The 13,120-nt window shown below is 54.2% G+C and carries 7 protein-coding genes and 1 pseudogene; 3 read left to right on the top strand and 5 right to left on the bottom strand.

Annotated elements, in window-relative coordinates; translation table 11 throughout:
* The first annotated feature begins 280 nt into the window (after positions 1-280).
* Positions 281-2,152 carry an S-layer homology domain-containing protein gene (locus tag ACH6EH_RS16545; protein ID WP_397333147.1) on the top strand — a complete coding sequence of 624 codons (1,872 nt, stop codon included), beginning with the start codon at positions 281-283 and terminating at the stop codon, positions 2,150-2,152.
* A gap of 94 nt (positions 2,153-2,246) precedes the next feature.
* Here the strand turns inward: ACH6EH_RS16545 and galU are convergent, their stop codons facing one another.
* Positions 2,247-3,152, bottom strand: coding sequence for a UTP--glucose-1-phosphate uridylyltransferase GalU (gene galU / locus ACH6EH_RS16550; protein ID WP_397333148.1), 906 nt, complete (start codon positions 3,150-3,152; stop codon positions 2,247-2,249).
* A 193-nt stretch (positions 3,153-3,345) separates the two neighbouring features.
* Between galU and ACH6EH_RS16555 the strand changes: the two genes are divergently transcribed.
* Positions 3,346-4,374, top strand: coding sequence for an acyltransferase family protein (locus tag ACH6EH_RS16555; RefSeq protein WP_397333149.1), 1,029 nt, complete (start codon positions 3,346-3,348; stop codon positions 4,372-4,374).
* Positions 4,375-4,551: 177 nt separating this feature from the next.
* Here ACH6EH_RS16555 and ACH6EH_RS16560 read toward each other — a convergent pair.
* The 4 genes and pseudogenes from ACH6EH_RS16560 to ACH6EH_RS16575 all read right to left on the bottom strand — a co-directional run bounded on the left by ACH6EH_RS16560 (position 4,552) and on the right by ACH6EH_RS16575 (position 11,120).
* Positions 4,552-7,064 (bottom strand): annotated as a pseudogene (locus tag ACH6EH_RS16560) (U32 family peptidase).
* A 652-nt stretch (positions 7,065-7,716) separates the two neighbouring features.
* Entirely contained in the window at positions 7,717-9,657 is a 1,941-nt protein-coding gene (locus ACH6EH_RS16565) for a copper amine oxidase N-terminal domain-containing protein (RefSeq protein WP_397333150.1), read from the bottom strand.
* Positions 9,654-10,676 (bottom strand): S1C family serine protease, encoded by a 1,023-nt coding sequence (locus ACH6EH_RS16570; protein WP_397333186.1) that lies wholly within the window; start codon positions 10,674-10,676, stop codon positions 9,654-9,656. The genes ACH6EH_RS16565 and ACH6EH_RS16570 overlap by 4 nt, the downstream gene beginning before the upstream one ends.
* 228 nt (positions 10,677-10,904) lie before the next feature.
* Positions 10,905-11,120, bottom strand: coding sequence for a hypothetical protein (locus ACH6EH_RS16575; RefSeq protein WP_138227213.1), 216 nt, complete (start codon positions 11,118-11,120; stop codon positions 10,905-10,907).
* Between the two features lie 260 nt (positions 11,121-11,380).
* On the opposite strand from ACH6EH_RS16575, the gene ACH6EH_RS16580 reads away from it, so the two are divergent.
* A complete protein-coding gene (locus ACH6EH_RS16580; protein ID WP_397333151.1) occupies positions 11,381-13,009 on the top strand; it encodes a nitrite/sulfite reductase in 1,629 nt (542 codons plus the stop codon).
* The last annotated feature ends 111 nt before the right edge of the window (positions 13,010-13,120 follow it).

Here is a 13,120-nt window from a genome sequence, read left to right on the forward strand (position 1 = left end):
TCGTTCGGTTCGCTCGCTTGCTGCTCTTGAACGACTTGTCCGCAGAGTGGCTGATTCGAATACAACGTTTAATGTCGTGTTTTTTCAGGCTGAGTTAATTACATATATTGGTTAATCAACAAGCCTGACATTATATAATTCTTTAAACTACGATATAGCTGCACCTGTCGTAAAGGATGACAACGATGGGGAATTCTATCTTGAAGCTTCCATAAAGGCAAAAAACCAAACTTTAATTGATAACAATAGCTATGACGATTTGTTTACATTCAAGTTCAAGGTGAAAGAGGATGTGCAGGTCTCAAGTTCAACGATTTCTTTTACGGCTATCAATGTCGTGGATTCCCATAAGGTTTCCAATGATTTTAATCCGTCCATGAGTTCAATCGTAGGTGTTCCGGTGCAGGTGAATATCATTTACATTCCTGATTTCAATATCCCTGATTTCCCCAACCCCGATCTCCCTCCCGATTTCCCTACTGATCCTCCCATTCCCGTTCTTTCCTCTGAAAAAAAATTATTAACCGCTCAGTTTGATCATTTTCGCGGTATGGTTGATCATGCATCGGATGTGGTGTTCTTTCACATGCCCCATGGTCAAAGCCCTTCCGATTCTGGCACATTAACGTTCAGTCACAAGGGACAAAGCTTGAGAATCACGCAAAGTCCTCTGACATCACCTTACGTAGTTTCCTTCGATGACTTAAAATCAAAAGGGCTGACCGTCACCGCTGAAGATGGAACTACAAGGTCATATGCTGTGCAGTTCATTCCTGCCCCTGTAACCTCGGTTAAGCCACATTATTCCGATTTGGTGCTTCATGTAGGCAACCATTTACAAAATGGTCTCGAATTGTTCTTCACAGACTTGCCATCTATCAATGCGTTACACACAGATATTATCTGGGCCTCCAGTCATCCGAATGTAGCTTCGGTTAATCCGGCAGGCATGATTGAAGCTCATGCTGCAGGCACAGCTACGATTACAGGTACTTACAGAGGGATCGGCTATGAGACGTCGATCACGGTAGTAGACCCTAAGCCGGTTGTGACTGGATTGACGGTGACCCCTGTTACAGCTTCGGTGTACGTTGGAGATACGGTTCAAATCGATTCTCATATCAATTACTCCACTACACAGATCTTTATGATGACACGGTTCTCTGCCTTGGATGTTGATGCTCAGGACTCCAACGTCTCGACGACTGCCTCCGATGAGTTAACGTATTCATCCTCAGACACCTCAATTGCAACCGTTTCAGACACGGGCGAAGTGTATGGGGTAGCTGCAGGCACAGCAGACATCCGGGTTAAAATTGCCGGTTTCTCCGAAACAGTCACGGTCCATGTTATGGCCCGGCCGGTCGTAGTACCTGATCCAGGCACTCCGAGCAATGAGGTTACGGTTCCACCCGTCACACCAAGCCCTGTAGTCACGGTTCCCACCACGCCCCCGGTCGTGGAAGCGAAGCCGGCAAAGCCTGTCGTTGATATTTTCCTCAGTGAGATTGTTAAAGCCGATTCTAACGTAGTATCGGTCATCCAGAAGAAGCTCGAGAATGTGGGCATAGCCTCGCAAACGTTCACAACTCCTGTATTGAAGCCGTCGGATACGAAAGGACATTGGGCTGAAAAGACGGTTGATCTTTTTGTAAAGCTTGATGTTATTAAAGGGTACAAGGATGGAACGGCTCAGCCTGATAAAAATATTTCCCGGGCAGAGTTTATCTCGATCCTGTCTCGCCTCTTCCCTGTTCAAGGCAACAAGCAAGCAGCCTTCAACGATATTCAAAATCACTGGGCAAATGCTTCCATCGCCCAATTCGCCTCCGCCGGGATTATTAGCGGCTATGGGGATGGCACATTCAAGCCCAACGGCACCATCACTCGTGAAGAAATGGTAGTGATCTTGTCTCGCATCATTAACTTCCAGAACGTTCAAAAGGACGTGAATAAAGTAGTCACAGATCCTGTAGCAGCCTGGGCGAAGGAATATGTCGATATGGCCGTCCAAGCAGGGATCATCAACGGTAAAGGCAACGGTCAATTCGATGGCCGCAGCAGCTCCACGCGTGCCGAGGCGCTTCAGGTCATCCTGAATACCCTTAACCTTAACGCTGAAATCAAGACCCTGTTAGACAGCTTGGAGTAGTATTCAAGCACAAAGAGGCTGTCCCATAAGATCTTAGATCTTGCGGGATGGCCTCTTCCTATTTCACTCTATGAAATTGCCTTGCGTTCTCCCCCTACACTTCCCCTGCCATCCCTCCAAAAGAGCTACGGCGCTCCTGCTCCAGCTTCTTCTGCATATACTGCAGCAGGCTTTCCCGCAGCTCCTCATGCTGCAGCGCATAATGAATGGTCGTCTCGATGAAGCCCTGCTTCTCGCCGACATCATGGCGGATTCCGTCAAAGTGGTAGGCCAGAATCTGTTCCTTCCGGGACCAGGCTGCCAGCGCATCCGTCAGCTGGATTTCCCCGTTCTTCCCTGCTTCCTGCGCTTCCAGCACCTCAAAAATACCCGGTGGCAAAATATACCGCCCCATAATTGCGAGATTGGAAGGAGCCTCCTCCCGGGAGGGCTTCTCAACCAATCTTTCCGTGGCATAGATTCGCTCGGCCACAGGCACGCCGTCCACGATGCCGTAGCGGCCCACCTGATCCCACTCCACCGGCTGCACGCCGACCAGAGCGCTGCCATACTGATCGTAGACGTCGATCATCTGCTTCAGGCACGGCACCTGCGACTCCACAATATCATCGCCAAGCAGCACTGCAAACGGCTCCTGGCCGATAAATTTGCGGGCGCACCAGATGGCGTGACCGAGTCCCTTGGGCTCTTTTTGCCGGATGTAGTGAATATCTGCCATATCGGAGGGACGCCGCACCTCTTGCAGCAGCCCCCATTTGCCCTTCTCCGCCAGATTGTGCTCCAGCTCGAAGGAGGAGTCGAAATGGTCCTCGATCGCCCGCTTTCCTTTGCCCGTCACGATCAGAATGTCCTCAATACCGGAGGCCACCGCCTCCTCGATAATGTACTGGATGGTGGGCTTATCGACGATGGGAAGCATCTCCTTGGGCATCGCCTTGGTCGCCGGCAGGAAGCGGGTGCCCAGTCCTGCGGCCGGTATAATCGCTTTGCGTATTCTCATCGTATGCTCTCTCTTTCTGCAGCACCTGCTGCACGCTATATCGTCTCACGTTCCTTTATTGGCTGAAGATATTGTACCATGCGCCGTGCTATTTTTCCTGTTTGAGGACAGAAGCCCTTTCGTCTTCCCAGGTATCAAGCTTGCCAAAATAGGTTATTTAACAATAACCTCATGCCCAAAGGAGCGCACCCCCATGAACGAGAGAGATCTGTATTTTGACAATTTAAAATTCTGGCTCATTCTGCTCGTGGTCGTGGGGCATTTCATGGAGCCGTTCTATGGGGAGTCGCCGCTGGAGACGCTGTATCCGTGGATCTATTCCTTCCATATGCCGCTGTTCGTATTTGTTGCCGGCTATTTCTCCAAAAGCATCACTTACCCCAAATATTATATTCAGCTCGTGTCGAATCTGGCGCTGCCCTATCTGATCTTTGAGACGCTATACACGTGGTTCGACTTCTATACGCAGGGCTTGGAGAAGCTGCATTTTACGTATTTTTATCCGTATTGGATTCTATGGTTTCTGTTTAGTATGCTGCTGTGGAAAATGCTGCTACCCTATCTGCTCGTTCTCAAAGCGCCGCTGTGGATTGCTCTTTGGTCCTCCGTGCTGCTCGGTTATGCCCTTGATGTCGATTATTATGCCAGTGTTTCGCGGACGCTGTATTTTTTGCCGTTCTTCCTGCTGGGTGTTTATTTCAAAAGAGAATGGCTTCTCCCTTTAAAAAAACCGGGGGTGCGCCTGGTCTCGCTCCTGATGCTCCTGTCCGGAGCCGTTCTGCTCCATACGCTGTCCCCCGTACTGGAGCCGGCTTGGTTCTATGGCGCGATGAACTATGCCCAGTTTGGGCTGGACACATGGTATGCGGGCGCGTTCCGGCTGCTCACGTATACGTTTACTCTGCTCATGGGGGCCGCATTTCTGTCCTGGGTCCCGCAGCAGCGGCACTGGTATACCGACCGGGGCATGAACACGATGTATGTGTTTTTGCTGCACGGCTTTGTGGTCAAGTCACTGCTCTACTTTGGCGTGCTGCAGGAGATCGGCTCCGTTGCCGGCGGCATTCTGCCGATCCTGCTCGGCGTGCTGGTCACGGTGCTCTTGTCGTCCAGGGCCGTCAAAGCAAGTATGGGCTGGCTGGTGGAGCCCAATGTGAGCTTTTTGTTCAAGCCGCGCGTGACCCGACGATCCCGGGAGGTGCGGCGCAAGGAGAAGTTTTAGGGTTAGCGCATCTCCCACCGCTCCCCCGTATCCATGTCCGTCAGCAGCAGAAATGATAACAGCGCGATGAATAGTCCGGCTATAAGAGAAGCAGGCTGATGAATCATCATGTGTCATATAAAAATGATGCAAAAAAGGAGCGCAGCCCGAACTTGCGGCAGCACTCCTTCATGGTTCCTATTTCACCAGCTGTCCCCGGGTAACCCCGAGCTGGTTCGTTGCTTTCAGCTGCTTCCACACCTGGGTTCCGCTAATTTCGCCGCGCAGTGCGCGATGATACAGGTCAATGACCTCCTGCACCTGCTCCGGCGTTTCTTCCAGGAACTCTACGCGGTATCTGGAGACGCCCAGCTCCATAAAATTACTCAAATACTCTGCTCCCGACTGCTCGATCGCATTGTAGACGGTATTCCGGCAGCCTTCATCCACCCGCACGGGGTGGGACATGCCGATCCGGTCCTGAAGCGAGGCGCGGTGCTCCTCGCAGGGACGCCCGCAGTTGGTGAAGTCGGTGCCTTCACTCATAAACGTGCAGTATACACAATGCTCCGTATGGAACATCGGCAAATGCTGATGAATGACAATCTCCATTCTGGAGGTGTCCGAACGGCGAAGCAGGTCAATCATCTGCTGGATGTTCAAATCATACGACGGCGTTACGAGCTCGCAGCCGGACTCGATGAACAGGTCTGCTGCCTTATGGTTAGCAATGTTCAGCGAGAAGTCTCCGATCAGGCGAGGATGAGTCTGGTCGGGATGCTCCAGCCGGTGGCGCAGGTAGAAATACAGCGCCCCGGTGTTGGCACCAGCACGGCATCCGGCTGGAGGCGCAAAATGTTGTTGTGGTAGCCGTTCTCGCCCGGCATATGAATGCGCGGCGTGGCCAGCGCGATCTGCTTGCCGGCCGCCCGGACGGCATCCACGGCTGCCGGGAATTGCTTAATAAATTCGAAGTCGGCGTAGATCATCTCGACGCCGGCTTCCAGCGCAGCCTGTACCTGCGGCAGGCTGCGGCAGAGCGCGGTCAGCTGTGCTTCACCGCGCGGCACTTGCGATGCCGGTATGGAGGCATCGCCGTAGACCGAGGCCTCCCGTTTGATGTAGACGGGAGGCTTCGGGCGCTCGCCCGACAGCAGCTCCACCGCCTGGCGGCGGATGCTGTTGAGCTCGCGCATCGGCACGATGACATCGCCGTGCAGCTCGGCCTCGAGCTGCTCCAGCTGATAGATCGTGCCGCCCAGGCGCCCGAACTGCTCCTCTAGCAGCTCGCGGTTCATCGGGCGCTTCTTCGCGATTTCCAGCTCCAGCTCTGAATCCACACGGACCGTGGTGCCCTTCTGGACATCGGTCCACCAGGTGGACAGAGGCTGTCCCGGACTTCCGCTGACGCGGACGTGCACCGGGAATACCCGGTACGGCTTGTCTGTCTCAAACGTCTGACGCAGCCGCTTATCGAGCGCCGGATCGTTCGTCTTCCAGATCCGGTCGCCGACATGCAGCCGGCGCAGATCGACATCACTGCGGCCGGGCACAATGTCGACGATCCAGCCTTCGCCAGCCTCGCCTTCCAGCTTCACGCCTTTGCGGCGGACATCATAGACACGGCCGCCCTCTTCCTTGCGCGTCGGATCTCCGGCATCAAACACAATGCCGTCCCCGCGCTTGAGCGGAGCCTCCAGGCGGCAGACTACGCCGTCCCGCAAAATCTGCTCTACCTTGCCCAGGTATACCCCGCGGCTCTTCGGAAACGTGCCATCGACCAGCTGCTTATTGTTCGTTCCGCTAAGGAAGCCGTGGGTAAAGCCGCGCGAGAAGCTCTGCTGCAGCTCGCGGATGTCTTCCTTGCTCGGCTTGGCGTTCTCCCCGTCAAAATATTGGTCAATCGCCTTGCGGTACTTGCTGACCACATTGGCTACATATTCCGGCGTCTTCAGGCGTCCTTCAATCTTGAAGGAAGTCACACCGGCCTCAATCAGCTCTGGCATCAGATCAATGGCCGCCAGATCCTTCGGTGACAGCAAATACGTCACATCGCCCATCGGCTGCTGCACACCATCAACCATCAAATCGTACGGCAGGCGGCAGGCCTGCGCGCATTCGCCGCGGTTCGCCGAGCGGCCGCCCCACATCTCCGAGGTCAGGCACTGACCGGAGTAGGACACGCACAGCGCTCCGTGCACGAACACTTCCATCGGCAGGCGGGCCTGTTCTCCAATTTTTTGAATCTGCTTCAGGTTGTTCTCGCGGCCCAGGACGACCCGCTCCATGCCCCAAGGCTTCGTAAACTCCACCGCTTCCGGGGATGTGATCGTCATCTGAGTAGAGCCGTGAATTGGAAAATCCGGCGAAATCTCGCGGATCAGCTTCACCAGTCCCAGGTCCTGCACGATGACGGCATCGACGCCGGCATCCACACAGGCGTCAATGAGCTCCTTCGCTTCCTCCAGCTCATTCTCAAACACGAGAATGTTAAACGTGAGGAAGCCCTTTACGCCATAGCTGTGCAAAAAAGACATAATTTCCGGCAGCTCATTCATCCGGAAATTGTTCGCCCGTGCCCGGGCATTAAACTTTTCGACTCCAAAAAATATCGCGTCTGCGCCGTTTGCCACCGCAGCCCGCATGCAGTCCCAATCGCCTGCAGGCGCAAGAAGCTCAACATCCTCCCTGCGCAACATCGGTGTATCCATGTATATCCTCCCAAACCGGGATTTCCATCGCCGGTACCTATATATTTCCAAGATGTCCAAAACGCCGTCCCGACATTCCATCAGCCATGCATGCTATAACTTATTAATTGTAGCAAAAACCGCTCCAGATAAAAAGACTTTCTACAAATAGGCATCCCTTCGGCGCGGCGCATCCCGCGTGCGCGGGCTGTGCGCTGGAGTGCTTGCTAGCGGGTTCGGTTTTTCGCATTCGTTTGGGGCGGGGGCGGGCTGCCGACGTAACGAGTTCGGTTTTTCACATTCGTTTGCTCCAGATGCGCCATACCGACGTAACGAGTTCAGTTTTTCGCATTCGTTTACTCCAGATGCGCGATACCGACACAACGAGTTCGGTTTTTCGCATTCGTTTGCTCCAGATGCGCCATACCGACGTAACGAGTTCGGTTTTTCGCACTCGTTTGGCACGGGGGCGGGCTGCCGCTGTAACGAGTTCGGTTTTTCGCACTCGTTCGGCTTGAATGCGGCCCGGACGCGGCCCGCCGAGCCCTGTTTATCCCCGCCACGCTGAAAAAGGCCGCCGGCAGCAGCTCTGTCCCGGCGACCTTTACCACGAAGTCTATCGTTACTTCTACCACACACATCCCCAGCGTCCGGCGGGGGTGGAACGGATGACCTACCGCAAGCTTTGCAGCACTCGCTCAAGGGTTTGCAGCTGCGTAGCTGTAGCGTTGGCATCCTCCAGCCGGATGGATACGGTGTGCACAATGCCATCCCGCTCAAACACCAGATAACGCTCGGTGTGCCCGAATGTTTTACCCGGGAAGTGCAGCTCGAACGACACGGCCGGCACGCCGGCAAGCGTGATATTGCGGACGCCGAGGCCTTTGGCCTCCGACTCGCCGAAGCTGGATGACGTTTTGTCGTTATAGTAGGCCTGGAGACGTTTGAGGACCGTGCTCCGGGCTGTATTTTTTACAGAATCGATCTCGAACGTGCCGCCCGGCAGCTCATATTCCACATTCCCCGATTCAAACCAGTCCCTGGACGAGCTCCAATTCTCTGGCAGGCTCACGGTGTAAGCATAGGCCTTGGAGGATCGCTTGACCATCGCGCTGGAATTCTGCAGATACGCAGGCGTTCCCAGATTACCAAACTCACCGGGCACGACATCATAGTCGATAGCGATCGACGCCAGCACAGCCTCCCACATATCTGCCGCGAGAGTGCTTTCATCATCTACCCGGTATGTCAGCTCATAGCGGTACCCCTTATGCTGTATCAAAAAGCTATACTCGGTATACCACCGCCCCCGATCCACATAGCGCACCTTCACCATCTGGCCTTCTTGACCGGAAATGCTGATCGGAACGGCCTTGTCCAGCTCGTAGGCATCCGGTACAAAGGTGTCGGCATAATAGCTCTCCAGCTGCTGCACCCACTGCTTCAGATTTCCCTGCTGTCCCTCGGGAGCAGAATGGACATCCATGAGGAAGCCGCCTTCTCCCTCTTTGCCATAGTAATACTCATCGTAATACATCCAGTCTGCCGGAATCCCCACGGTAATCCCGTAATCCGGCTCGTTCAGCATGCGCAGCCCCTCTTCGACAGAGGATAAATCCTTCACCTTGGCCTTGGCGCTCCCTTCCGGAAATACCGGCTGAAAAGAATTCAGCAGCCCGCCAAAAGCACTCATATCTCTATAATGCACCGCGTCACGATCGGCAAAATAAAGCTCATACACCCGGCCGTTATCATAGTACATACGGGTTTCCCAAATGAATTCATCACTGTCCCGCGAAAAAATTCTCGCGTACGGGTAGCTCCCCCGGTTCACGATTTCCCGGTGCACCACCAGATCTCCGGCATCCTCCGCATTGCGAAGAAGCTGAGCCAGCAGGGCCTTGGGCTCCTGCTCCTCTGGCGCATCGCTGACATACAGCTCCATATAATAGCGGCCGGTGGCGTCCACAAATTCTACGGAGCTCTCATCCCCGGCATAGCTGTTGACCATCATGCCCGACGGATAATCGATGCTCCAGCCGTAATAGCTGTTACCGATCCGGGTCGGCTGATTGACGGATTCTCCGCTAAGGCCGCCCTCTTCCTCCGAAGGCTGCTTATCCTGCACCTTCATGGTGATGCTCACCCTGCCCTTGGAGTCTACGCCGACCTTGGCTCCCAGGCCTTGCGCCACCGCGCGAAGCGGAACCATCAAGGTATCTGAGATCATTTGCGGCTCAACCGGCAAGACGATCTTCCGTCCGTCGATCCAGGCTGTACTGCTGCCGATGGTCATGACCAGCCGGTGCGGTCCCTGCAGCAGCGTCACGCGCGTCGTGCCCTCCAGCGTTACCTGACTGCCGAACGCTTTTGAAAATACGCCAAGCGGCACCATGAGATGGCCCTGCTTGATGACCGGCTTCACAATGGGAGCGGCAGCCCCGTTAATGTCCGCGCTCGGGCTTCCCTGCTTCAGGGACAGCACGACGTTCTGATTCTCTGCGCCCCAGGCGGCAGAATCTGCCAGCGTGCTGCCCAGCAGAGACGCCGCCAGCAGCAGACTCATAGCACGCTGACGATGTGATTTTGAAATGAAACGCTGAGAGCTTGTCATACCTCCACCTCTTCTTCCCACTCGGCATCCTCCACAGGCTCGCTGATGCCACTGCTTAACACAAGCGGTACGCTGACAATATCCCCGTCTCTTTGCATCAGCAGCTTCACCTTCGTACCAGGCGCATACAGCTTGAGCATCTCGTTAATATCAACAATGGAGTATACTCTCTTACCATTAATAGCGTATAGCACGTCCCCCTTGGAGATCCCCGCCTTAATGGCTTCGAGAGACGTTACGTCGGTCACCTGAAGCGGATCCTCGCTCGGGAAGCCGACAATTGCCGAAAAGCTTTCCTCCAGCGAAAGGCCCAGCCCTGCCCGCTTCACTTCACCGTATTGAATCAGCTGCTTGACGACATAGCCCACGGTCTCGGAAGGGATGGAGAAGCCCATATTTTCCACGCCGATCGCCGAAAATTTCATACTGTTAATGCCAATCACTTCGCCCTTCATATTCACGAGCGGCCCGCCGCTGTTGCCCGGATTAATCGCCGTATCCGTCTGGATCAGGCGATAGGAGCTGTCGATGCTGCGGTTCAAACCGCTGACCACCCCAACCGTGGCCGAGTTGCGCAAGGAGAAGGAGATCGGAGTACCGATCGCAGCCACCTTTTCGCCAACCTGAGCGTTCTGGCTTGTTACGGCAAACACGGCCGGCTTCAGTCCTTTGGCATTGATTTTGACGACAGCAATATCGCTAACATCGTCACTGAACACGCTGCGGGCCTGATAGGTCTTGCCGTCCGAGGTGACGACCTGAATTTTGCTTAGCCGGTCCACTACATGCGCATTCGTCACAATCCAGCCATCTTTGCTCAAAATAACTCCACTTCCGTGAGACAGATTATATCGATCCTCGGTATACATGCCGCCCGTCAGCTTGCCTGCAATGCCCACCACCGACGGTGACATCCCCTGAATAACCTGCGGCACAGGATCCTGCGGATATGTATAAGCGCTGTTGTTCTTGGTAGCCGCTGCAGCCATGCCCGGATGGAGCACTGAACTAAGCAGCATGATGCCCGCAGCAACAAGGGCTGCCGTGGTCTTTTTCCATAAGTGCATTTATTGAATTCATCCTCTCCGCGCCTAATCCAGCCGCTTCCTCAATTTACCATGAATCTTTGGATTCTACTACCTGCGAAATTCATACCAGACCATCTATATTTCCTTTAGCTAGAAACAACAAAAAAACGCCCGCTCCGCACGCTGCGAAAGGACGCTTTCTTATGTAGCCTTATTTGCTTAGTTGCCGCCGTTAATCCAGTTCAGCACCATAGCATAGTCCGAATACAGGAACACGCCCAGGCTGACGAGTCCGAATGCGATGGCAAATTTATTCTTCTGGCGGGCCATCAACAAGCGAACCACGCCGATCGCAATTACAATCGTAAACAGGATCATAAAAACATCAAAATGCTTAAAAACGGCCGTGCTGTCCGCAGCTGTAGCAATGAACATGAAACGTACCCCCTTGAATTCTCGGACATGATTACATATCTTCTTCTATGTTATCCGCGCCCGGGTTCTGATGCAAGCCCTCTCATTGAAAAAATAACGAAATTCTCGTGAATTTTGTGATTTTTCACCCCGGCGGCTTCCATATTTTCGTTTACGGTTACAAGAATTTATGGTAATATCAACACAATATCATACTATTCTAATCGGAATTATGGCGTGTAATCATCAATTCTAACCAATGCAGGAGGCGTTAAATTCATATGGCTTATGAACCAATCTGGATGGCCGATCCCGACAAGCTGAACAAATTCGAATTTGTAAAAATGGAAAAAGACGGACTTGATGTCATTCGTACTATTATAGAAGAGTATTCTGTACAAGGCTTTGATTCTATCACTGCAGATGATATGGACCGCTTCAAATGGGCGGGTGTGTATCAGCAGAAGCCGAAGGACGGACACTTCATGATGCGTGTGCGCATCAACACCGGCATCATGACGACGGCCCAGGCCCGTGCGCTGGCCGAAATCGCCAGATTGTACGGACGTGACCTGGTAGACGTGACGACGCGTCAGGCTATTCAGTTCCACTGGCTGACTGTAGAGAGCCTTCCGGATATTTTCAAGCGCCTGGAGGATGTAGGCCTGTACTCCTTCGAGGCTTGCGGAGACTGCCCGCGTACGATTGTCGGTAACCCGCTGGCGGGCATTGATCCGCATGAGCTTATGGATACGACAGACCTGGTGGAGGAGATCAATGACTTTTTCCTGATGAACCGGGATTTCTCCAACCTGCCGCGGAAATATAAAATTTCCATCTCTGCGAACCCGTATAACAATGCCAATGCCGAGATTAACGACCTGGCTTTGACACCGGCCGTCAAGGTGATTGACGGTCAGGAAGTGATCGGCTTCCATGTCATGGTGGGTGGTGGCCTGTCGGCGAAGCCGCATCTGGCGCAGCCCCTGGATATTTTTGTCCGCCCTGAGGATGCCCTGCGTGTCGCTGTCGGCGTAACCACCATCTTCCGGGATTACGGCTACCGTCAGAAGCGTCATCATGCGCGCCTGAAGTTCCTGGTCGCGGACTGGGGACCGGAGAAGTTCAAGGAGAAGCTGGTCGAGCTGGTCGGCGACTTGCCTTCGCGCGGCGAGGACAAGACACTGGGCTGGGAGGCTGCTTATTTCGATGGCGTTCATCCGCAGCGCGGCCAAGGACTGAACTATGTCGGCCTGAACGTTCCGGTCGGACGTCTGGATGCCGATGAGCTGATTCAGCTTGCCGATGTGGCGGACATCTACGGCGATGGCAAGATTCGCACAACGATGTCCCAGAACATCATTCTCAGCGGCGTGCCGGACGAGAAGGTAGAAGAGCTGCTGGACGCCCCGGTGCTGCAGCGCCTGACACCGAACCCGCGTCACTTCATGAGCCGGACGGTTTCCTGCACAGGCAATGAGTTCTGTAACCTCGCGATTGTCGAGACGAAGAATCGTGCCAAGCTGGTCGCCGAGTACCTCGATGAGAATGTAGCCCTGAATGAGAAGGTCCGCATCCACTTTATCGGCTGCCCGAATTCCTGCGGTCAGAAGCATATTGCAGACATCGGCCTGCAGGGCTCTCTGATCAAGACGCCGGACGGCATGGTCGATGCGTTCGACATCGCCGTTGGCGGATCCCTGGGACCAGGCGCTCAGCTGAACAAGGCACTGAAAGGCCGCGTAAAAGGAGATCACGTCGGTCCGGTGCTGGCACAGCTGCTGCTGTTCTATAAGGAGAATCGATTGTCTCCAGAGGAAAGTTTTTTTGAATATACTCAGCGTGTCGGCATCCCGGCCTTCCAGGAGAAGCTGACCGAGATTCTGGCCTCCGAGACGGCAGCCTCTTAAGCCAGATCCATGATGAATAGCCCTGCAGGTTCCCGGCCGGGAGCCTGCAGGGCTATTTGTGTTGTCAGGCGCGCTGTCCTGCGGCGCCTAGCCGGGGCTTGGCGACCGCAA

The organism is Paenibacillus sp. JSM ZJ436, assembly GCF_044383795.1.
Classification (GTDB): Bacteria; Bacillota; Bacilli; order Paenibacillales; family Paenibacillaceae; genus Paenibacillus_AQ; species Paenibacillus_AQ algicola.

Coding starts and splice junctions, on each gene's coding strand:
- galU (WP_397333148.1), bottom strand. CDS start 3,152: ATGAGAATACGCAAAGCGATTATACCGGCCGCAGGACTGGGCACCCGC.
- ACH6EH_RS16555 (WP_397333149.1), top strand. CDS start 3,346: ATGAACGAGAGAGATCTGTATTTTGACAATTTAAAATTCTGGCTCATT.
- ACH6EH_RS16565 (WP_397333150.1), bottom strand. CDS start 9,657: ATGACAAGCTCTCAGCGTTTCATTTCAAAATCACATCGTCAGCGTGCT.
- ACH6EH_RS16570 (WP_397333186.1), bottom strand. CDS start 10,676: ATGCTGCTTAGTTCAGTGCTCCATCCGGGCATGGCTGCAGCGGCTACC.
- ACH6EH_RS16575 (WP_138227213.1), bottom strand. CDS start 11,120: ATGTTCATTGCTACAGCTGCGGACAGCACGGCCGTTTTTAAGCATTTT.
- ACH6EH_RS16580 (WP_397333151.1), top strand. CDS start 11,381: ATGGCTTATGAACCAATCTGGATGGCCGATCCCGACAAGCTGAACAAA.